Raw genomic sequence first — 20,099 nt, forward strand, 5'->3', positions numbered from 1 at the left:
TGTTTAGCGGGAAAGCAGACTCCTTCCACCGACCCGACCCGCCACTGAGACTCGACCCACCACTGAATGGAGCACCGCGATGACCAAAACGCAGGAAACAGGCACCGTCTCCACTGTGCTTTCGCCCGACGGCACCGCACTCAGTGTGGAGCGGATGGGTACCGGACCCAGCCTGGTCCTGGTGGACGGCGCCTTCTGCGGCCGGAACTTCGGACCCTCACGTGCCCTGGCGAATGAACTGAAAGATGCGTTCACGGTCTATTTCTACGACCGCCGTGGACGCGGTGACAGCGGCGAGACCATGCCCTACGCCACCGAACGGGAAATCGAGGATCTCCAGGCAGTGCTGAATGAGGCGGGCAGCAGCCCCTACGTTTACGGGATCTCCTCCGGCGCCGCGCTGGCCCTGGAGGCTGCCGCAGCGGGAGTCCCGATGCGGCGGCTTGCCACCTACGAGGCGCCCTACACCGGCGTCCAGGGCGCGGACGGGACTCCGGGGAGCCACCGCGAGCACCTGGAAACCCTGCTGAAGGAAGGCAAGCGCGGCAGCGCAGTGTCCTACTTCCTGGTCAAAATGGTGGGGGCACCGGCCTTCCTGCCCTACCTGCTGCGCCTCATGCCCGGCGTGTGGAAGAAGCAAATCGCGGCTGCCAACACCCTTCCCTACGAGACCCGGGTGACCAACAACTTCGTGGCCCCGCTGGAACGGCTCCGCACGATTACGGTGCCCACCCTGGTCATGGTGGGCGGAAAAGCCGGCGCCCCCATGGCCCAGGGACAAAAGGCCATTGCCGGAGCCATAGCCGGCAGCGAACACCGCGTCCTCGACGGCCAAACCCACCAGGTTTCCGCCGCCGCCATAGCCACCCAGCTCAGGGACTTTTTCACCACCGGGACGTAACGCCGTCGTCGCGGGATGCCACGGGCGCTAGCCTGAGTCATGGCCACTGAAGGGTCGGGCCAGGCGCTGCAGCTGCAGGCCGGCCTGCAACCCGAGCTGCGCGCGCTGCCGGGGCTGCTGAAGGCACTGGGCATGCTGGCCATGACCCATGCGGAAGTGGCCGCCGCCACCGAACGCGCCCTCGCCGAGAACCCCGTCCTGGAGCGCGCCGAAGGCCACCCCTGCCCCGGCTGCGGCCGTCATGTGGCGTCCGGAACCTGCTACCGCTGCAGAGGCCGGCAGGGCGCCCCGCAGTTTCACGACGGCCTCGAGCCCGCCGTCAACCCGTTCGCCTTGCTGGAAGCCGACGCGGGCGTGGAGGTCCGGCCGGACTGCCGGCACGCGCTGGAACTCGTGCTGGCGCACCTGACCTCCCGCGGCCTCCTGGACTGCGGCCCGGCGGAGATCGCCCAAATGCATGGCCTGCGCCCCGAACAGGTGCACGAGGCCCTCCGGGCCATCCGGGCCGTCGGCCCACCGGGCATTGCCTCCACCAGCGTCGTGGAACTGCTCGCCGTCCAGGCCGAGGCGCTGGTGGAGGCCGGCCAGGCACCCGACTGGCTCCCCCGCCTGGTCCGCCGGCACCTGGAGGACCTCGCCGCGGGAAGCACCGCCGTCGTCGTCCTTGACATGGGGCTTTCCGAAGACCAGGTCCGGGCTGGACTTGCCCTGGTGAAGGACCGGCTGCGGCCGTTCGTGGCAGTGGAAACCCGTGCCGCAGATGCCGGCGTTCCAACGGCGGACGTGTTCCTTTACCACCGGCCGGACGGGTCCCTGGAAGTGGAAGTGCCTGCGAGCGGCTGGTTTGGCCTCCAGGTGGCGGACCTCTCCGCCGGCCTCCCCGCGGCATCCGGGGCGAAGCAATGGCTGACGGAGCACGAGCTCGCTGCCCGGCGGCTGCTGTACCAGATCGACCGGCGCGCCGGCGCCCTCCTCCGCATCACCGAGTGCGCCGTGACGCATCAAAGGGACTTCCTGGACCACGGCGCCGGACACCACCGCCCCTTGACGCGCACCGCTGTCGCCAATGAAGTCGGCTTGCACCCGTCCACCGTGAGCAGGGCGGTGAGCAGCAAACGGCTCCGTTTGCCCTCCGGATCCATCACCGACCTTGCCTGCCTTTTCGGCAAGGGCCTGGCCGCACGGGCCGCACTGCAGGAGTCCATGGCGGCGGCCGGTACTGCCTCGGATGAAAAGCTCCGCGAAGAGCTGGCCCGCAACGGCTTTGTTATCGCCCGCCGGACGGTGAACAAATACCGGCACGCGCTCCAACCGGACGCGTAGGCGGGGTCACCGGCAGGACGCCCTGCGAATCCTTCTTCGCACCGGCGAAATCCCGTTCGGCCCTTCGCTGCTCTTCGGTCCTGAGAGGCCCCTGCTGAAAACCCGCCATGCCGCCGCGCGTCCGGCCCGGCCGGGTTGGCACGAATTGTGCAGTAAGAGGGTATGCGGTGTTCCGCGGTGGTGCCTCCCAGGGCACCTGCAAACTCCGGAAAGGAAATACTCATGCACGACATCGATAGGGCACTGTTCGAGGGCCAGGACGAGGGCACCTGGGGCGAGGTGATGGATGAAGGGTCCGGCTACTCCTACGAGGACGAACAGTCACCCTTCCAGGGCGAGGACGCCAGCGAGGCCGGGGAGCTCTGGGGCGAGGCTGACGGCCAGGAAACCGACGAGCTTGCCCTCGCCGCCGAATTGCTGGAAGTCACGGACGAGGACGAGCTGGACCAGTTCCTGGGCGACCTGGCGCGGAAGGCAGTCTCGGCAGCACGGGATTTCGCCGGGAGCGCGGCAGGACAGGCAGTGGGTAAAGTCCTCAAATCCGCCGCCAGGAAAGCCCTCCCGCAACTCGGCCAGGCGGTGGGAAACTACTTCGTTCCCGGGGCAGGCGGACAGGCCAGACGCCAGGTGGGCAAATGGCTCGGCACCAAATTCGAGTCCGGCCTCCAGCTTGAAGGCCTCTCCCCGGAAGACCGGGACCTTGAAACCGCCCGCGCCTTTGTCCGCTTCGCCACGTCCACGGCCCAGCGCGCCGCAGCCACGCCCAGGAGCGTGCCCGCGGCCCAGGCAGCACAGCAGGCAGCCACCGCCGCCGCCCGGCAACACCTGCCAGGCCTGCTCAGCCGCCCCGGCCAATCCGGCCAATCCGGCCAACCAGGCCACCCCGGCCGGCCCGCCAGCGGCCGCTGGATCCGCCGCGGCCGCAACATCGTGATCCTCAACGCACGCTAACCCCACCCGGCACCACCCAAACCCGAAGGACATTGCCATGAGCACCAACTACTACGAGACCGAGTCCGCCATGCCATGGGCGCAGGAAGACGAAGACGAAGGGAACTTCAGCGGCTACGAGGGCGGCTCCGACCAGGAGGACAACCTCGAATCCGAGCTGGCGATGGAACTCCTCAGCATCAATTCCGAGGAGGAACTGGACCAGTTCCTGGGCAGCCTGGCCCGCAGCGTGGTCAGGAACGCCTCCAAGTTCATCAAGTCGCCCATCGGCAAGGCCCTGGGCGGTGCGCTCAAATCGGTGGCCAAGAGGGCGCTGCCCATTGTGGGTGGTGCCATCGGCTCGTTCGTTGCCCCCGGCGTCGGAACGGCCATCGGAAGCAAGCTTGGCTCCATGGCCGGCGGCCTGCTCGAGGCTGAGGAAGCCGAGGCCATGGACGAATCGGAGGCCGAGGAAGAGGCCGCCCGCCGCTACGTCCGCTTCGCCCGGGCCGCCTACCGCAACGCCGCACGGACCCCCGTGTCCGTCCCGCCCAACGCGGCCGCACGCGCCGCGGCCACCGCCGCCGCCCGCCGGTACGCCCCGTCCCTGCTCCGCGCACGCCAGGCTGCCCGCCGGAGGACCCACGGCAACCGCGGCACCGGCACCCGGATCTACAACACCCAGTACTCCGGCGCCGTGTGGGGTGCGCCGGACGAAGGCTGGGACGGCCAGCAAGACGGCAGCTCCAACTCCAACGGCGATTCGAACGGCGGCGCCGATGAAGGCCGCTGGATCCGCCGCGACGGGCGCGTCATCCTCCTGGGGATATAACCTGCCCGCGGCGGACGGCAGGCGATCCGGATGGAAACGAACAGCATCAACACCGCGCTCATCGAGAGCGAGGCGAGCGGCCTGGTGTCCCGGCTGGACCAGATCAAGCCGTTCGTCATGCAGGAAACCATGGTCCTCGCCGCCGCACTGCCCCGGGACGCCCAGCTGCTGATCGAACGGTTCCTCCACGCCGGGCGCCACGAACTCCGGATCCAGGCGGCCGGGTTCCTCGACTGGCTGCATGGGGAGGGGAAGGCTGCCACCCCTGCCGAACAGCAGCGCCGTTTTGTCCTCATCCGCCTCCAGTTCAACGTGGTCCTGGCCCAGTTCGACCTGTTCACCGAGGTGGTCACCCAACGCAGCGAACACTCCACCGGAGTATGGCTGTCCGGGCTGGACATCCTCGCCCAGGACGCCCTGAGGCTGGAAGGGCATGACGACGACGGCGACGCCAGGTTGGTGGTGTACCTCGCCCGGGGTGCGGGTGCTGCCATCCGGCGGGCCAAGACCCGCCTGCCCGGCGGCAAACCGAACCCGGTGGGCATCATCCGGCTGCCACGCGAGCGGATGGTGGGCAGCGGGATCGCTTCCTCCCTGGCCCACGAGGTGGGCCACCAGGGAGCGGCCCAGCTGGACCTGGTGGCGTCCCTCCGCGCCGAGCTTGACCGCCGTGCGCGGCAGGACCCGGACGGCGGCTGGGACGTGTGGTCCCTGTGGATCAGCGAGATCGTGGCGGACATGTGGTCCGTCGCCACGGTGGGCATCACCTCTACGGTGGGCCTGCTGGCGGTGGTCAGTCTTCCCCGCTACTTCGTCTTCCGGCCCGGCGGCACCGATCCGCATCCGATGCCCTACCTCCGGGTGCTGATCTCCGCGGCGCTGGGTGACGCCCTGTACCCGCATCCCCAATGGCGCGGGCTGGCCTCCGTATGGCGGGCCATGTACCCGCCCGCCGGGCTGCCCGACGAGCACCTCGCGTGGATCAGGAAGTGCGAGTCCCACATTGGGGATCTGGTCTCCCTGCTCATGAACCACCCGGTAGCGCTGGCGGGGGGCAGGAAACTGGGCACCCTCTGGCCTACCCGCGAGAGGCGGCCCGAACGTTTGCTTCGCCTCCACCAGCTCTGGGGCGACGACTTTGGGGTCATGGCCCGGCAACGGCCGGCGCTGGTGTTCGCCGTCCTAGGCCAGGCCAAGGCCGCCGGCCGCATCACCGCCGAGGAAGAAAGCGAACTCCTGTCCTCGCTGCTCACCGCCTGGGCAGTGCGCAGCAGCCTGGACGACATGGGCACCCCCGCGGCCCTGGGCGGCATCGCAGCACAACACCTCACCACACCAGCACTAACAACAAGGAGATAGCCATGGATTTCAATCGACGGCCGGTTGCACCGGTGTATGCCGGACAGGATGTGGGAATCCGTTTCCAGCTGGAGAGCTCGGACCCCCTGGGCGACTACAACTTCCAGGTCCTGGACGAACGGGGCAGGAGCGTGCCCATCGGCGGGAACAAGGGCGGCATTTTCACCAAGACCATGAGCCGGGGCAAAGCCCTGGAACTGAAGGTTCGGCTTCCGGATGCCCTGGAATACCGGGTGCGGTTCCGACCGAACATGCGCGGCATTGTAGGGAACTGGACCATCATCGACCGGATTGACGTCCAGGCACCGGACTCCGAGCCCGTGGTCAAGGTGGCCCTGGAGCCCAACGCGGCACCCCACAGCGGACACGCCCAGCTGTGGGATTTCATTTCCGGAGTCACCGGGAACCTGACCTACTCGAACTTCGCTGCCTTTGCGAAGACCAGGGCAAAGTCGTTCGGCTCCCTCCCGCCCTTCGGCGGCCTCACGTACCAGAACCTGCACGCGCTGTCCGTTGAATTCATCTCGAAGGGGGCACTGGGCAACACGTTCGATCCCCTCCGCAAGAAGGGTGCCGGCTGGGGACCGGCGAACCACAGCGGCCAGGCCATTCCCCTGTCCTACGTTAGTGACCAGGACAATGACCTGGCGCGGCCCTTCCCGGACGGCATCCCGAACGGCCAGTACCCCCTGGACCTGGTGCCGTTCGTGGAACTGATCTACGTGTACTGGTTGGAGGAGGGCATGCTGTTCCAGTCCTTGAACCGGATCCTGGCCCGCTTCCAGAACCGGCGTGCTGAGACCGGCGGGGACCCGCTCTCGCGGCTCGCTGTCAGTCCGCTGCTGCCGCTGCGCGGTCTGCTGTGGGGGCTTGCCGAAGCCGAAAAGGACCGGCTCTCGCTGCGGCGCCGTGCCGCCGAGTACGAGTACCAGTACGGCCTGCAGCTGATCGGCCGCGCCATTCCCCCGGCGGAGCTGCTGGTGGAGCGGAGGACCCAGTTCCTCGACGCGTTCCACAGCCTGCTCAATGCCTGCCACCGCTACTACAAGGAGTTCAGCGACAAGACCGTTGATGCGGACGCGTTCCCGCTCCTGAGCAACCTGCAGGAACTGCACCTGGTCCTGGCCGCCGGGGCGAACAACCAGTTCGCCGACGTATCGCTGACGGCCCGGATCGAAACCCTGGACGTGCAGTGGATGCTGGCACAGCCGGAAATGCGGGAATTCCTTGGCGGCCGCACCATGGTCCCCTACCAGGAGGAATGGATGGGCCGGGTGGACACCATGAAACTGATGCAGGAATGGGCCGATGCCAGCGTGACCCACTTCTATGATCTGGCCGTCCATGGCGAGCAGTTGCTGCTGTCCGTCCGGCATGGCCGGTGGAACGAGTCCGGCATGACCAGTGATGACGCCAAGAACTGGGCGCTCAAATGGAAGCCGTCCGTGCAGCGCTACATCCACGCCTACCGGGCCGTCACCGGGGTGGACCTCAGCGAGCGCGTGGACACCACCATGCCGTCCGCGCTGCTGCAGCGCCGGCTGGCCCGGAAGCTCGTGCGGTACTAGGAGATGGCCGGGTCAGGAGATGGCTAGGTCACCGGGCGGGACGGACTTCACCTCCGCACTGTTCCTGGGCCAGCACCACCCCAGCGCCGCGCTGGCTCCGTGGGCGGAGTTCACCACCGGAGTGCCCGCCGTGCTGCGGGAGCTGCCGGCCGCCGCGGAGCTGGCTCCCGCGGTTGCCGCTCAACAGCAGGCCGACGGCGGGCTGGTGGCGAGGTCGGCGCTGCACGGGATGATGGATGTGCTGCAGTCACTCCCCCGTCCCGGGGACGTGCTCCTGGTGGACGAGGGCGCCTACCCGCTTTCCCACTGGGCCTGCAGGGCCTCGGTTTCCCGGGGTGTGCGGGTGGCGACGTACCCGCACTTCCGGCCTCCCGCCGTCGTACCTTCCGGCAGGACGTGGCTGGTGACGGACGGCTGGTGCCAGGGATGCGGGCTGCCCGCACCCCTGGCCAGGCTGCAGGCTCTGGCCACAAAGACGGGCGGCCAGGTGATCGTTGACGACTCCCTGGCGTTCGGCGTCCTGGGCCGGACATCCGGGGAGCGCGGTTTCGGGGACGGGACCGGCACCGCACGGTGGCTGGGATTGGCCCATGACCGGCTGCTGTGGCTTGGTTCGCTGGCCAAGGCCTACGGCACGCCGGTCACGGTGATCACCGGGGACAGCGCCACGATCGGCGTGGTGGCCCGGCGCGGCGGGAACCGGATGCACAGCAGCCCGCCGTCCGCGGCGGACCTTGCCGCCGGGATCGGCGCCCTCCGCTGCAGCCGCCTCCCCCGGCTGCGCCAGCGCCTGTGGCGGCTGACCCTATGGCTGCGGAAGGCGTTCCGCGATCTGGGCTTGCCGCCGATGGGGCTTCCCTTCCCCATTGTGGGAACCAGGGTGGGTTCCCTGCCGCTGGCCCGGCGATGGCATGCCGCGCTCGCGGCGCAGGGTCTGCAGGTGCTGGTCCAGCTGCCCCGCTGCCGGCCAGGCGCCTTGTTGTCCGCCGTGGTGCGGGCCGACCACACCCAGGCCGACCTGGACCGGCTGGTCCGGGGGCTTGCCACGGTGACACAGGACAGGCGGGCGGCATGATGATCGTGGACTCACACGTGCATCTCGGGACCGCCGGCGTCCCGTTGGGCCCTGCCGACCCCGCGGCTTCCTTTGCGTTGTGGCGGAAGCGCGCCGCCGCCGTCGGGATTTCGGGGGCTGTGCTGATGGCGGCGCCGGTGGGCACCTATGCGGCAGCCAACCGGGCCGTGTCCATGCTGGCCGGAAAGGAGCCCGGCAGGTGGCTTTGGTATGTGTTCGTCAATCCCGTGGCGGACCGTGGCCGGGTGGACGCTGTGGTGGCTGCCGCGCACTCGCGCGGGGCCTGCGGGATCAAGGTGCACTGGTCCGACGGGCCCGCAACGGACGAGGTGGCGCTGGCCGCGGAACGCCACCGGATGCCGGTGCTTTTTGACCCCGGCGGGGACGTGCAGCGGGTTGTTTCCTTGGCGGGGCGCCACCCGGACGTGGCATGGATCGTGCCGCACCTGTCGTCATTCGCAGACGACTGGCGGGCCCAGAGCCGTCTTATCGGCGCGCTGGTCCGGGTGCCCAACATCTTCGCGGACACGGCCGGGGTGCGCTACTTCGACCTGCTGGAGGAGGCGGTTGCCCGGGCGGGATCGCGGAAGGTGCTCTTCGGCAGCGACGGGCCATACCTGCACCCGGCACCCGAACTCGCCAAGATATTCGCGCTGACCCTCCCCCCGGTTGACCGCGCCCTCATCCTGGGCGGCAACGTCCTCCGGCTGACGGGACCGGCGCGGAGAGCCGCCGGGCGCTGTTCCACCAATGCGGGAAATGACAGGAGGACGGAAGCATGGCCATGACAGGATCAGGGCTCCTGAGCGGACCGGGACTCGCGGAGATCAAACCGCATACCGATGCCGCCATCAGGAAGGGTTTGTACCAGCTGCGGCGCTACGTGCAGCAAAGCGGCGCGGCCCAGGGAACATCGGGGGCTACCGGCGGCCCAAAACGGCCTGCGTGGATGGCCGGCCGCGAACCCGACCGCAGATCGGTGTGGCTGATCACCTATTCCCCCTGGGCGGCCAAAGGCCCGCCATCCCACGTGCGGGTGTTCGCCCACGAACTCAAACGCGATCAGCTGCTGAAGAAGGGCCCGCTGCCAAGCCTGGCAAGCCTGCTGATTTCGCGCAGGGAGCTCCCGATGGTTGAACTGCCCAAAACCATGCCGTTCCCCCACCCCAGCAAACCGGACCTGTTCGGGCTGGCCGTGGAACCGTTGGTGAGACAGCGATTCGCCGGCACCTTCAGCCGGGCGGAGCAGAATTCCCAGCGCACGCGAAGGAAGGGTCCGGACGTCCTCTGGCGGGAGCTTGGCGACCTGTTCCGGGAACTCGCCGAGGAGACCGAGGACGGTTACTGGCGCGAGGTGGCGGACGAATTGGGTCACGGGGTTTAGCTGCCGCCGGTGTCCGTCCTGCGGGCCTGCCGCTGCTGGACCGCACGGTCCGTGAGCCCCAGCATGGTGGCGGCTGAATGGACGTTGCCGCCGCTCCGCTCCACCGCCACCGCCACTGCCGCCTCCGCGGCGCGTTCCTTGATATCCCGCAGGCCCAGGCCCGCGTCCACTGCCCAGGCCACCGCCATGGCGAGCGGATCGACGGCGCCGGCCGGGCCGTCGTCGTACGTGTCCTGCCCCTGTTGCCCCGACGGAAGCCCTGACGGCCTGTCCTCGCGGGGAAGGTCGCCCGGGGTGATGGCCCCGGGCCCCACATGCCGCGCCGCGATGCGGAAGGCCAACTGCCGCAGATCGCGCAGGTTTCCCGGGTAACTGCGGCGGAGCAGGACGTCCTGGACGGCCGGATCTACCTCAGGATCGGTGCGCGCACCTGTCGCTTCGCGGCAAAACCTGGCGAAGAGGCCCAGGATGTCCTCCAGCCGGTCCCGCAGGGGCGGCATGGTCACCACTGAGGCCGCGATGCGGTGGTACAGGTCCGTGCGGAAGCCGCCGCCGGCAACTTCGCGGGCCAGGTCGCGGTTGGTGGCACAGATCAGCCGGAACTTGCTGTGCAGCCATCTGTCGCCGCCCACCCGCTTGTAGGTGCCCTCCTGCACCACGCGGAGCAGTTCCGGCTGGAGTTCCAGGGGGAGCTCGCCCACCTCGTCGAGGAAAAGGGAGCCCTGGTCGGCGCCGGAGCACGCGCCGGTCCGCACGCTCACCGCGCCGGTGAACGCACCCCGCTCATGGCCGAACAGTTCGCTGCCCATCAGTGTGGGGACAATGGTGGTGCAGTCCACCACCACCAGGTTGCCGCGCTGGCTGCTGACCGCGTGGGCCACCCGTGCCGCCAGCTCCTTGCCCGTCCCCGTTTCCCCCTGGATCAGGATGGGCGCGTGGCCGAACTTTGCGGCCACCACCAAGTCCCGGAGCGCGGACCGGAGCGCCGGGCTTTGCCCCGCCAACCTGTCCCGGACCGGAACCGAATCGATGACCGCCTCCACGTCCTCGATCCGCTGCAGCCAGGCCGCCACAGGCTCCACCTGCCCATGCCACGCCATGCATTCCGCGGCACCGGCCTCAAGCACGGGCCACGGTTTCAGCTTTCCGTCTGGCGGCCCGATCACCATGACCCTGCACCGGCCGTACTCCGCCAGGCCCAACGCCGACATCAGGTCCTGGGAATGCGTCTGGGCGAAGATGACTCCTGCGGTGGCACCGCTTTCGGGAGCGTCCACCGGCTGCAGGCGGATGCCCCCGGCGCCAAGGGCGGCGATGGCCTCACTGGCCCAGGCCTGCCGGCCACTGAGGTCCATCACCCACGGCATAGAGCCCCTCGCAGTTCCGCTGCCGGCGTTGCGCCGCGCTAGGAAGCTGACCATGGCCGGCGTTACTGCCCCGTTACTGGGTCCTTCACTGCCCCTTTACCGCCGTTGTGCCTGCTGATCTTGCGCCAATCTTTCAGGAAAAACCGCGGGTTGCTGATGGTTTTTCCCGCATGATCAGGGTCAACAGATGAGGAGTCAGGCAACCACATGAGTGACGACAGCGTCCCTGGCGGGCCCGGGGCCCCCGGCAGCGGCGGTACCTTGGTGATCCGCACGTGGAGCGAGCCCGACGGCGGGCACGGGTTCCGCGCGCGTGTCACCTACAGCGAGCCGGCCGGGCATCACGGCAGCCTCTCCACCGTGGACCGGGAGGAAGTCCTCCACGCTGTGCGTCAGTGGCTGGCTGCCCAGGACGGGTGAATAGCCTCTGGACGGGCTCGGAACGGCGGCGATGAGCTTCTTTAGCGCTTCGGAGGGCAGGACACCCATGTCCTTGCGCAGGGCTGCTGCGTAGTTTTCATAGGCGTGCAGTGCGGAGACGGAATTCCCCATGCCCAACTCCGCGGTGACCAGGGCCCGCACGGCGCTCTCGTAAAGGGGTTCGATCTCCAGCGCGGCAGCTGCCGCTTCCGCAGCGCCCTCGCAGTCACCGGCCTGCAGCAGTGACCGGGACAGGGTTGTCAGGGCACGCAGCCGGTCCTGCTGCAGCCGGCTTTGTTCGAACAGCACCCAGTCCTCGTACCAGCCGGGCAGCAGCTCCGCGTCCCGCAGGTCCAGCAGGGCCCGTGCGGTTGGCCCATAGCGTGGTCCAGGGCCGGGTCCGAGGCCTGCGCCGGGGCCTGGTCCGGGGCCTGCGGAACTTTCCTGGAGCAGCGCCCGCACCCGGTAAAGATCAACCTGCACCGCCGGGTCCAGGGCAAGCATCGATCCCTCTTTCGCCAAGACCCCGGGTATCTGGCGCGTGACCAGGTGGACGCTGACCCTGAGGCTCTCCATGGCCCGGGGCTCAGGGCAGTCAGGCCAGAGCAGGCCGGCAACGTAGTTCCGCAATCTGGGGCCGCGGACAGCAAGCGCGGTAATCAGTCGCTGCTGACGGACGGCAACGTGGACAATTTCCCCGTCACGGCGCAGTTGCCAAAACCGGAGCAGGTCCAATTCCACATGTCCACAGCTGCCCACGGGACACCTCAGCCGGGTTGAAGTACCTGAAATACGTAGGAATGAGGATCCTCAGCTTGCAAAAGAATGTCAACGCAATAAGGCCCCTAATCGGTTGGGAGGGCGCGCTCTCGAAAGCTGTCGCGACGCGCACCTTCAATATCGACGCGCATGCTCCTTTTCGCGGCCCACATGCCCTGTGTGTCAGCCTGTTGTGTGACACTTCGGGGCGGGGAAGGAACGCCCATGGAAATTCCGACTCGTCCCACAAAGTTTCATCGGTTCTCGGCCCAGCAGAAGTGGGATTTGTTGCTGGAATACGACAAGTGCGTGGACTGGGGTTCCAAGTCCGAGTTTTGCCGCCGGGTTCAGGTGCACTCCGCGACCTTCCGTGATTGGCTTGCTGCCCGGGATGAAGGGCGGCTCCTGCCGCCGGGGGTTCAACCCGGGACAGGTGAGGGGAAGGCATGGATGACAGCGCGTGACAGGGATGAACTCAAACACCTTCGGACAGAGAACGAGCGGCTGAAGCAAAAGCTGGAGAAGTCGGAGGCCGCGGTGGAGATCCTGGGAAAAGCTGCCGCGCTCCTGGACGCTATGGCCCGGAGCGCGGCAGCAACAGATCCCCACTTGGACGAACCGGAACCAGGCCGGCCAGAGTGGCTGAAGAAGCCCGTCGACGGGACGTCCTCCTCGGAGTGATCACCGCGTTGAGTGGTGTCGGCTACGGAGTCCGCAGGGCCTGCAGCCTGCTGGGGCTCTCCCACGAGACCTGGTACCGGTATCGCAGAGGCACCAAACGCCCCGGTGTTGTCGTTGCCCACCGTGACCGGTCCTATCCGAACAGGATCAGCCCCGAGGACGAAGAGAAACTGCTCCAAACCATTAACAACGAGGAGTATTCCGGGCTCTCCGTCACACAAGCCGTGAGGAGGATGGCTGATGCCGGGGACATCTATTGCTCGATGGCATCTGCCCACCGGATCGTCCGTCGGCATGGCCAGAACGGGGACCGACGCCGCCGAAGATCCGCTGGCGCCGCAACAACCTCCCGCGCGAAACCAGTCCTCCAAGCCACAGCGCCGAATCAGCTATGGTCCTGGGACATCACGATGCTTCGTGGGCCCGGCAGACAACACCTCAAGCTCTACACCATCATTGACGTCTTCTCGCGGAAAGTCATGGGCCACCGAGTCGAGCAGGTCGAGGACACAGCACTCGCCCAGGACCTCATCCGCAGCGCAGTCCTGGCTGCCAGGACAGCCCCGAAAGTGCTCCACGCGGACAACGGAGGACCCATGAGGTCCGCCCGGACATGGGAACTGCTGCGCACCTTGGGGATCCGTCCCTCGCATTCCCGCCCGAGAGTCTCCAACGACAACCCCTACATCGAATCCCTCTTCAAGACCGTGAAGTACTCACTCGAATTCCCCGAGCGCTTCGAATCGCTCAAACAAGCTAGAGACTTTGCGCGCTGGTTCTTCGATGACTACAACAACAACCACCTGCACAGTGGCCTGAACTGGTTCACACCCACTTCAGTGCACGATGGCAGCGCAGCAGACATCCGGAACCACCGCCAACACGCCCACGAGGCCTACTACCGCCGACACCCCGAACGCTTCCGCAGCCCCCCGGTCACTCCGGCACCGCCCGGGGAAGCCTGGATCAACCAACCCAACCAAACACCCAAACTGTCACAGACAGCTTGATTTATTCCGCATGTGAGGTGCGAAAAGGAACGTGCAGGTCGGTGCGGAAGATGCGCGTCGCCGGCACCTGGCACTGAGGAGGTGCCGCCGTCGCGCTTTCCCTGCTTCAGGCGTTGCAGCCGCCTGTGCCTACGCAGCCCTCCTCTTCGGGACGGTCTGGGTCTTCGGCGCGGTTTCGGTCTCAGTGGCCGGAGGTGTCTCGCCGCCGGCGCGGCCCGGAGGCGTGGATTCCTGCAGCCGGGCCCGGGCATCGAGGACGTCACCGATGAACCAGTCGTAGATCAGCACGCCGATCACGCCGCCGACCACCGGGCCGACGATGGGAACCCAGAAGTACCAGCTGAAGGCTCCGTCCACTGTGCCAGGCAGCGCCGTTTGGCCCCATCCGGCCAGCCATGCGAAAAGCCGCGGTCCGAAGTCGCGGGCAGGGTTGATGGCGTAGCCGGCGTTGGCGCCGAGGGAGATGCCGATGGCTGCGACTGCGAGCCCGATCATGAACGGGCCCAGGTTTGCCTGGACGGCGGTGTTCCGCATATCGATGATGGCCACGACGAAGATGACCAGGAATGCGGTGCCCACAATCTGGTCAATCAGCGGCCCCGTGGGGTTGCCGCTGAAGTAGGGCGCCGGGAACGTGGCGAAAATGGAGTAGCTGGCCAATCCTTTCGCGTCGGCACGGCCGGTGCCCACGGCTTTGTTGTAGGCGTCGACGGCGTCGTGGTACAGCAGGTACACCATCGCAGCCCCGGCGAAAGCGCCCACCACCTGGGCCACGATGTACGGCCCCACTTTCCGCCAGGGGAACTTCCGGCGGACGGCGAACGCAACCGTCACGGCCGGGTTGATGTGGGCGCCGCTGACGCCACCGGCCACGTAAACGGCCAGCGCCACAGCCAGGGCCCATCCCCAGGCGATGAGCAGCCAGTCGCCCGCGGCCATGAAGATGGTGGTTGACGTTGCGGCGCGGCCGGACCCCGGGAGCGCGGCCACTGCCATGGCAACAACGCCGTCCCCGAAGGAGATCAGTACAAAGGTGCCCAGGAACTCGGCAAGAAGCTCACCCCAGGTTCCACCCAGTCGTTTGAGCCCGCTGCCATTGCGGACGGCATTCCGCAGCGGACTGATATCACTCATCGCGCACACCTTCTTTGCGATTTGGCTTGATCCTTGGCTTCATCCGGACGGATTGACAATCCGGGTACTTTTATGCTACGCCGAAAGTGTCCCTAGGCAACAGTCCCGAAGTCCGCCCGAGCGGGCTCCTGATTTGCGCTGCAGGGACGTGGAGTTGGTTCGGAAAGGCAAGATCATGAACCACAACGGCAGCATCGAAAACACCCCGGTTCCGGACGAGACGCCCGAGGAGCGCGACCTGCGCGGACGGTACGTCGAAGGCAACTTCGGCAAAGCCGGTGCACAGCGCGGCCGCCACGCCGAAGACGACGAGGGCCAGTACATTGAAGGGGACTACGGCCCTGCGGGCAGTGAAGGCGGACTGCCCGAACCCCTGGGCGACAAGACCGTGGGATCCGGACGGTACGTCAAAGCTGACTACGGTGAAGCCGGTCCGGTATCCGGCCGGACCGCCGCATCCGAGACCGGGCGGTACCCCAAAGGTAATTACGGCAAGAGCGGCACCGTGGCTCCCACCCGCAAACCGGGCCGCCCGGACGCGCAGGCGGAGCACTAGTCCCGCACGCCGGCCACGCGGCCTGCCCGCCTGCATAAGGCGGGCAGGCCGCATTGGTGCGGGCCGCCGTCGTGCGTTGCCGCCCACCGCCGCGACGCGCAAATGCATCCTCGACGCGGGCGCTCCTTTTCGCGGCCCGAATCCGAGGTGCGCAAAGTAATCTGCGCAGCGGGAGGGAAGGTGCGCGTCGCCAGCGGCCCCGAGCAGCCAGGCCAGGGGTCGCTAAAGACGGTGCTGACCACGGCTTAGCCCCCCTGTGTACCCGGCGGCCCGCTCCTTTGGTGCGGGCCGCCGTCGTACGTTCCTGCTTCCCTTCTTTGGCGTGTCCCCCGGATCAGCAGCACAGTAGAAGGCATGACAGACCAAGGCGATGACGGGATCACCGGAACCATCGAGCTGTCCGGGGGACTGCTACACCTGAAGTGGGTGCCCGGTGATGTGGTCGCCGAACGCGACGCCAAAGCGCTGATGAGGCGTGCCAGGGTCCTGAGCGCCGGCCGCACCCTTCCGCTGCTGGTGGAGATGACGGGCGTGGCCTGGATTGACCAGGGGGCGCTTAAAGCCTTTGCCGGACCCTGGCCCCTGACACGCGCGGCGGTGGTGGGCACCTCCCCCGTTGACCAGACCCTGGCCGGCTTCTATACCGGCCGGCACAAACCGGTGCACCCCACCCGGTTCTTCACGTCAATGGACGAGGCGATGGCGTGGCTGAGGGAGGACAACTGATTCGGCCGCGCCTTCCCGCCCAGTTACAACCGGGTGCACAGGGGCGGCGCGCCGTGAACGACGGCGTGTCCCGGTTTCGGCAGATAGGCAACCGCGAGTAACTGGGCAGGAGTGCACGCACTACCGTCCAGGCATTCAGGACCCCGCTCAGCGGCCCTCCTGGACCGGCACCCCTGACGTACTGTGCTGCGTGGCGGCCCAGCTGGCCAGGACCTTCAGCGCGTCCTCCGACGGCGAGCCCGGCTCGGCGGTGTAGATGTTGATCCGCAACCCGGGATCGGCGGCGAGCTCGAGGGCCTCGTAAGTCAGGTCCAGGTCGCCCACGATCGAGTGGTGGAGCCGTTTGCGGCCGGTGCGGTGGTACTTCACGTCGTGCCGGGCCCAGCGGACGCGGAACTCCTCACTGCGCGTGGAGAGCTCGCCGATCAGGTCCGACAGGTCCTTGTCGTACGGGTTCTTCCCTGCCGTGGAACGCAGGACGGCGACGATGTCGTCCGCCGCCCGCTCCCAGTCGGCGAAGAACTCCCGCGACTTCGGGCTCAGGAACGTGAACCGTGCGCTGTTGGGCGGGGTGCCGCCGTCGGCCATCATGTCCGCGTACAATGCCCTGCCCAGCTCGTTGGCGGCCAGGACGTCCCCGCGGTCGTTGCGGACCCAGGCCGGCGCCGCGGTAATCGCATCAATCACCCGCTGCACGCTGGGCCGCACCGTCTGCGGACTGCGCTTCCGCCGCACCCGCGGGGCGGCGGTGGCGGCGCGGGCCAGGTCGAAAAGGTGGGCCGTCTCGGCGTCGTCCAACTGCAACGCGCGCGCCAACGCCTCCAGGACGCTGTCCGAGGCGCCCGACAGGTTCCCCCGCTCCAGCCGGATGTAGTAATCGATGCTCATCCCGGCGAGCATGGCCACTTCCTCCCGGCGGAGGCCCTTCACGCGCCTGTTGCCGCCATAGGTGGGCAGGCCGGCTTCATCAGGTGTGAGCCGGGCGCGGCGGGAAGTCAGGAACTTCCGGACGTCATCGCTGTTGGTCATGGCGTCCACGCTACGCGCCGGACCTGCAGCGAAGGAGGGACTGGCAAGCCCTCCCACAAACCCGCATACCGAAATAGCGTGGAGGCATGGTTATGGAACTCACGCTCAACAACGGAATCACAATGCCCGCGCTCGGCTTGGGCGTCTTCCAAAGTCCCCCGGAAGAGACGACGGCGGCCGTCCAGACCGCGCTCCAGGTGGGCTACCGGCACATCGACACCGCAGCCGCCTACGGCAACGAGCGGGAAGTGGGCGAAGGCATCCGCCGCTCCGGCCTGGACCGAGCCGACGTGTTCATCGAAACCAAGGTCTGGGTCAGCGATTACGGCTACGACGAGGCGCTGCACGCGTGGGACAAGGCCGTGGGGAAGCTGGGTGTGGAGCAGCTGGACCTGCTCATCCTGCACCAGCCCGCCCCGGACCGGTTCGAGAAAACCATCGCCGCATACAAGGCCCTCGAGACCCTGCTCAAGGACGGGCGCGTACGGGCCATCGGCGTCAGCAACTTCATGCCGCACCACCTCACGCAGCTGCTGGCAGAAACGTCCGTGGTTCCGGCCGTCAACCAGATCGAGCTGCACCCGTACTTCGCCCAGCGGAACGTCCAGGCGGCGGACGCGGAGCACGGCATCCTCACCCAGGCCTGGTCCCCGATCGGCGGGATCACGTTCTACCCGGGCTGGGGCGAGAACCGGAAGAACGTCATGCGGGACCCGGCAATCGCCGCCGTCGCGCAGGCCCACGGCAAAACTCCCGCCCAGGTGATGCTCCGCTGGCACCTGCAGCAGGGCCGCTCCGCCATCCCCAAGTCCACCAACCCGGCACGCATCGCGGAGAACTTCGACGTCTTCGACTTCGAGCTGTCCGCGGCTGAACTCGCCGCCATCGATGCCCTGGACACCGGCGTCCGCAGCGGCCCGGACCCGGACGTGGCCCGCCCCGAGCGGTTCGCCATGGTCATCCCCGAAGCCTAGAACCGCCTCAGAAAGAGAAGGAAACAAGCATGGAATACCGCCCGCTTGGCCGCACCGGTGTGCAGGTCAGCCCCCTCTGCCTCGGCGCGATGATGTTCGGCCCTTGGGGCAACAATGACCGCGATGACGCCACCCGCATCATCCACCGCGCCCTGGACGCCGGCATCAACTTCATCGACACCGCGGACGTCTACTCCGGCGGGACCTCCGAGGAGATCGTTGGTGCGGCGCTGCAGGGCCGACGCGACGACGTCTTCCTGGCCACCAAATTCTTCATGCCCATGGACGAAAATGACCCCAACCAGCGCGGCGGGTCCCGCCGGTGGATCATGCGCGCGGTGGAGGACTCGCTCCGCCGGCTGAACACCGACCACATCGACCTCTACCAGGTGCACCGGCCCAGCCCGGACACCGATGTGGAGGAGACCCTGGGTGCCCTCACCGACCTGGTCCGCCAGGGCAAGGTCCGCTACATCGGCTCCTCGTCCTACTCCGGCTCCCAGATCGTCGAGGCGCAGTGGGCGTCCCGGGAGCGCAACCTGGAGCGGTTCGTCACCGAGCAGCCGCCCTACTCCATCCTGACCCGCGGCATCGAGGAGGACGTCCTGCCCACCGTGCAGCGCCACGGCATGGGCACCCTCACCTACAGCCCGCTGGCTGGCGGTTGGCTGTCCGGCCGGTGGCGGAAGGACTCGCCCTCCACACCCACCTCCAGCCGCCGCCCCAGCGCCCGGTTCGACATGACCAAGCCGGCCAACCAGCAAAAGCTCGACATCGTGGAGGAACTCGCCCAGGTGGCCGAATGGGCCGGCGTGACCATGATCGAGCTGGCCATCGCGTTCGTGATCAACCATCCCGGCGTCACCTCCGCCATCGTCGGCCCGCGCACCATGGAGCAGCTGGAGTCCTACCTGCCGGCCGCCGACACCAAGCTGGGCCATGAGGTGCTGGATCGCATTGACGAATTGGTGGCTCCCGGTGTCACCGTCAACCCCGACGACAACAGCTACGGCGCCCACGAGTTGACAGCACAGGCACGACGACGGCACCGGGCTTAGTCGCTGCCCCACCTTCTGCACCACCCCCCTATGAAAGGAACACCCATGGCAACGTGGCTCATCACAGGCTGCTCCACCGGACTTGGCCGGGCACTGGCGGAAGCCGTGCTCGCGTCCGGGCACAACGCCGTCGTCACCGCCCGGAAGGTGGAAGCGCTGGAGGACATCACTGCCGGCTTCCCGGACACCGCGCTGGCGCTCCCCCTGGACGTCACTGACAAGGCGCAGATCGGCGCGGCGGTCAAGCAGGCGGAGGAGAAGTTCGGCAGCATCGACGTGCTGGTCAACAACGCCGGCTATGGCTACCGGGCCGCCGTGGAGGAGGCGGACGACGGCGACATCCGGCGGTTGTTCGACACGAACTTTTTCGGCGCGGTGGACATGGTCAAGGCGGTTTTGCCGGGGATGCGCGCCAACAAGGCGGGCTCAATCCTGAACATCTCCTCCATCGGCGCCCGGATCACCCCGGCCGGCTCCGGCTATTACGCGGCAACCAAGGCGGCCCTTGAGGGAATGTCCGGGTCACTGCGCAACGAGCTGAAGCCGCTGGGCATCAACGTCACCGCGATCGAACCCGGCGGTTTCCGGACCGACTTCGCCGGCCGCTCGCTCACTCAGTCCGCGACGCCGATCGGAGACTACGCGGACACCGCCGGCAAGCGCCGCAAGGAACACGACACCGCCCACGGCAACCAGCCCGGGGACCCGGACAAGGCAGCGCGGGCGATCATCGCCGTCGTCGAATCCCCCAACCCGCCGGGCCTCCTGGTCCTGGGCACGGATGCTTTCGGTGCGTTCGGCATGGTGGCCGAGGCCCAGCGTGCGGAACTGGAGCAGTGGCAGGAGCTGAGCACCAGCACCGACATCACCGACTGACACCTGACGCCCCGCGACGCGCAACTGCATTATCGCGGCGCGAATTCCAGCACGCAGCCCACATTTGCGTAGCGGTGCTGAGGACCCGCGTCGGGAATGAACACGCGCGTCGCCAGCGTGCCCGGGCGGGACCTCGG

20 protein-coding genes are annotated in these 20,099 nt (G+C 67.7%); 16 read left to right on the forward strand and 4 right to left on the reverse strand.

The annotated features are described in order from the left end of the window. Positions 1-79 precede the first annotated feature (79 nt). The 9 genes from ACTAQI_RS11890 (at position 80) to ACTAQI_RS11930 (ending at position 9,372) form a co-directional block, all read left to right on the forward strand. Positions 80-901: an alpha/beta fold hydrolase gene (locus tag ACTAQI_RS11890; protein WP_457946078.1), complete on the forward strand. Its 822-nt coding sequence runs from the start codon at positions 80-82 to the stop codon at positions 899-901. A 39-nt stretch (positions 902-940) separates the two neighbouring features. Further along, on the forward strand, positions 941-2,224 hold the full coding sequence (locus tag ACTAQI_RS11895; protein ID WP_457946080.1) for an RNA polymerase factor sigma-54: 1,284 nt from the start codon (positions 941-943) through the stop codon (positions 2,222-2,224). A gap of 222 nt (positions 2,225-2,446) precedes the next feature. Then, on the forward strand, positions 2,447-3,175 hold the full coding sequence (locus tag ACTAQI_RS11900) for a hypothetical protein (protein WP_457946081.1): 729 nt from the start codon (positions 2,447-2,449) through the stop codon (positions 3,173-3,175). A gap of 37 nt (positions 3,176-3,212) precedes the next feature. Then, entirely contained in the window at positions 3,213-3,986 is a 774-nt protein-coding gene (locus ACTAQI_RS11905; RefSeq protein ID WP_457946082.1) for a hypothetical protein, read from the forward strand. A 30-nt stretch (positions 3,987-4,016) separates the two neighbouring features. Then, entirely contained in the window at positions 4,017-5,345 is a 1,329-nt protein-coding gene (locus ACTAQI_RS11910; RefSeq protein ID WP_457946084.1) for a hypothetical protein, read from the forward strand. A gap of 2 nt (positions 5,346-5,347) precedes the next feature. Next, entirely contained in the window at positions 5,348-6,913 is a 1,566-nt protein-coding gene (locus ACTAQI_RS11915; RefSeq protein WP_457946085.1) for a hypothetical protein, read from the forward strand. 19 nt (positions 6,914-6,932) lie between these two features. Beyond that, positions 6,933-7,988, forward strand: a complete 1,056-nt coding sequence (locus tag ACTAQI_RS11920) for a hypothetical protein (protein WP_457946086.1) — start codon at positions 6,933-6,935, stop codon at positions 7,986-7,988. Continuing rightward, on the forward strand, positions 7,985-8,776 hold the full coding sequence (locus tag ACTAQI_RS11925) for an amidohydrolase family protein (RefSeq protein WP_457946088.1): 792 nt from the start codon (positions 7,985-7,987) through the stop codon (positions 8,774-8,776). The genes ACTAQI_RS11920 and ACTAQI_RS11925 overlap by 4 nt, the downstream gene beginning before the upstream one ends. Then, positions 8,767-9,372 carry a hypothetical protein gene (locus tag ACTAQI_RS11930; protein WP_457946089.1) on the forward strand — a complete coding sequence of 202 codons (606 nt, stop codon included), beginning with the start codon at positions 8,767-8,769 and terminating at the stop codon, positions 9,370-9,372. Before ACTAQI_RS11925 ends, ACTAQI_RS11930 begins: the two co-directional genes overlap by 10 nt. Here ACTAQI_RS11930 and ACTAQI_RS11935 read toward each other — a convergent pair. Next, on the reverse strand, positions 9,369-10,739 hold the full coding sequence (locus ACTAQI_RS11935) for a sigma-54-dependent transcriptional regulator (RefSeq protein WP_457946090.1): 1,371 nt from the start codon (positions 10,737-10,739) through the stop codon (positions 9,369-9,371). The two genes, ACTAQI_RS11930 and ACTAQI_RS11935, sit on opposite strands and share 4 nt — an antisense overlap. Positions 10,740-10,934: 195 nt before the next feature. Beyond that, positions 10,935-11,918 carry an AfsR/SARP family transcriptional regulator gene (locus tag ACTAQI_RS11940; protein ID WP_457946091.1) on the reverse strand — a complete coding sequence of 328 codons (984 nt, stop codon included), beginning with the start codon at positions 11,916-11,918 and terminating at the stop codon, positions 10,935-10,937. A gap of 225 nt (positions 11,919-12,143) precedes the next feature. Here ACTAQI_RS11940 and ACTAQI_RS11945 point away from each other — a divergent pair, with 225 nt between their 5' ends. Continuing rightward, a complete protein-coding gene (locus tag ACTAQI_RS11945; RefSeq protein ID WP_457946092.1) occupies positions 12,144-12,599 on the forward strand; it encodes a hypothetical protein in 456 nt (151 codons plus the stop codon). Continuing rightward, complete coding sequence (locus ACTAQI_RS11950) at positions 12,557-13,609, forward strand: IS3 family transposase (RefSeq protein ID WP_457946093.1); 1,053 nt, start codon at positions 12,557-12,559, stop codon at positions 13,607-13,609. Before ACTAQI_RS11945 ends, ACTAQI_RS11950 begins: the two co-directional genes overlap by 43 nt. A 129-nt stretch (positions 13,610-13,738) precedes the next feature. Here the strand turns inward: ACTAQI_RS11950 and ACTAQI_RS11955 are convergent, their stop codons facing one another. Beyond that, entirely contained in the window at positions 13,739-14,743 is a 1,005-nt protein-coding gene (locus tag ACTAQI_RS11955; protein WP_457946094.1) for an MIP/aquaporin family protein, read from the reverse strand. 175 nt (positions 14,744-14,918) lie between these two features. On the opposite strand from ACTAQI_RS11955, the gene ACTAQI_RS11960 reads away from it, so the two are divergent. Together ACTAQI_RS11960 and ACTAQI_RS11965 are read left to right on the forward strand one after the other, a co-directional pair. Continuing rightward, positions 14,919-15,299, forward strand: coding sequence for a hypothetical protein (locus ACTAQI_RS11960; RefSeq protein WP_457946096.1), 381 nt, complete (start codon positions 14,919-14,921; stop codon positions 15,297-15,299). Positions 15,300-15,653: 354 nt separating this feature from the next. Continuing rightward, positions 15,654-16,025, forward strand: coding sequence for a DUF7793 family protein (locus ACTAQI_RS11965; RefSeq protein WP_457946098.1), 372 nt, complete (start codon positions 15,654-15,656; stop codon positions 16,023-16,025). A gap of 147 nt (positions 16,026-16,172) precedes the next feature. Here the strand turns inward: ACTAQI_RS11965 and ACTAQI_RS11970 are convergent, their stop codons facing one another. Further along, positions 16,173-17,054: a helix-turn-helix transcriptional regulator gene (locus tag ACTAQI_RS11970; protein ID WP_457946100.1), complete on the reverse strand. Its 882-nt coding sequence runs from the start codon at positions 17,052-17,054 to the stop codon at positions 16,173-16,175. 92 nt (positions 17,055-17,146) lie between these two features. Here ACTAQI_RS11970 and ACTAQI_RS11975 point away from each other — a divergent pair, with 92 nt between their 5' ends. From ACTAQI_RS11975 to ACTAQI_RS11985, 3 genes are read left to right on the forward strand one after another with little or no spacing between them, the layout of a single operon-like run. Next, a complete protein-coding gene (locus ACTAQI_RS11975) occupies positions 17,147-18,028 on the forward strand; it encodes an aldo/keto reductase (protein ID WP_457951046.1) in 882 nt (293 codons plus the stop codon). A gap of 29 nt (positions 18,029-18,057) precedes the next feature. Then, on the forward strand, positions 18,058-19,086 hold the full coding sequence (locus tag ACTAQI_RS11980) for an aldo/keto reductase (RefSeq protein WP_457946101.1): 1,029 nt from the start codon (positions 18,058-18,060) through the stop codon (positions 19,084-19,086). Positions 19,087-19,131: 45 nt separating this feature from the next. After that, entirely contained in the window at positions 19,132-19,962 is an 831-nt protein-coding gene (locus ACTAQI_RS11985; protein WP_457946103.1) for an oxidoreductase, read from the forward strand. Positions 19,963-20,099 lie beyond the last annotated feature (137 nt).

Source organism: Pseudarthrobacter sp. alpha12b, from assembly GCF_054130495.1.

Coding starts and splice junctions, on each gene's coding strand:
- ACTAQI_RS11970 (WP_457946100.1), bottom strand. CDS start 17,054: ATGACCAACAGCGATGACGTCCGGAAGTTCCTGACTTCCCGCCGCGCC.
- ACTAQI_RS11945 (WP_457946092.1), top strand. CDS start 12,144: ATGGAAATTCCGACTCGTCCCACAAAGTTTCATCGGTTCTCGGCCCAG.
- ACTAQI_RS11965 (WP_457946098.1), top strand. CDS start 15,654: ATGACAGACCAAGGCGATGACGGGATCACCGGAACCATCGAGCTGTCC.
- ACTAQI_RS11925 (WP_457946088.1), top strand. CDS start 7,985: ATGATGATCGTGGACTCACACGTGCATCTCGGGACCGCCGGCGTCCCG.
- ACTAQI_RS11935 (WP_457946090.1), bottom strand. CDS start 10,739: ATGCCGTGGGTGATGGACCTCAGTGGCCGGCAGGCCTGGGCCAGTGAG.
- ACTAQI_RS11895 (WP_457946080.1), top strand. CDS start 941: ATGGCCACTGAAGGGTCGGGCCAGGCGCTGCAGCTGCAGGCCGGCCTG.
- ACTAQI_RS11985 (WP_457946103.1), top strand. CDS start 19,132: ATGGCAACGTGGCTCATCACAGGCTGCTCCACCGGACTTGGCCGGGCA.
- ACTAQI_RS11900 (WP_457946081.1), top strand. CDS start 2,447: ATGCACGACATCGATAGGGCACTGTTCGAGGGCCAGGACGAGGGCACC.
- ACTAQI_RS11960 (WP_457946096.1), top strand. CDS start 14,919: ATGAACCACAACGGCAGCATCGAAAACACCCCGGTTCCGGACGAGACG.
- ACTAQI_RS11975 (WP_457951046.1), top strand. CDS start 17,147: ATGGAACTCACGCTCAACAACGGAATCACAATGCCCGCGCTCGGCTTG.
- ACTAQI_RS11980 (WP_457946101.1), top strand. CDS start 18,058: ATGGAATACCGCCCGCTTGGCCGCACCGGTGTGCAGGTCAGCCCCCTC.
- ACTAQI_RS11890 (WP_457946078.1), top strand. CDS start 80: ATGACCAAAACGCAGGAAACAGGCACCGTCTCCACTGTGCTTTCGCCC.
- ACTAQI_RS11910 (WP_457946084.1), top strand. CDS start 4,017: ATGGAAACGAACAGCATCAACACCGCGCTCATCGAGAGCGAGGCGAGC.
- ACTAQI_RS11915 (WP_457946085.1), top strand. CDS start 5,348: ATGGATTTCAATCGACGGCCGGTTGCACCGGTGTATGCCGGACAGGAT.
- ACTAQI_RS11955 (WP_457946094.1), bottom strand. CDS start 14,743: ATGAGTGATATCAGTCCGCTGCGGAATGCCGTCCGCAATGGCAGCGGG.
- ACTAQI_RS11905 (WP_457946082.1), top strand. CDS start 3,213: ATGAGCACCAACTACTACGAGACCGAGTCCGCCATGCCATGGGCGCAG.
- ACTAQI_RS11920 (WP_457946086.1), top strand. CDS start 6,933: ATGGCTAGGTCACCGGGCGGGACGGACTTCACCTCCGCACTGTTCCTG.
- ACTAQI_RS11930 (WP_457946089.1), top strand. CDS start 8,767: ATGGCCATGACAGGATCAGGGCTCCTGAGCGGACCGGGACTCGCGGAG.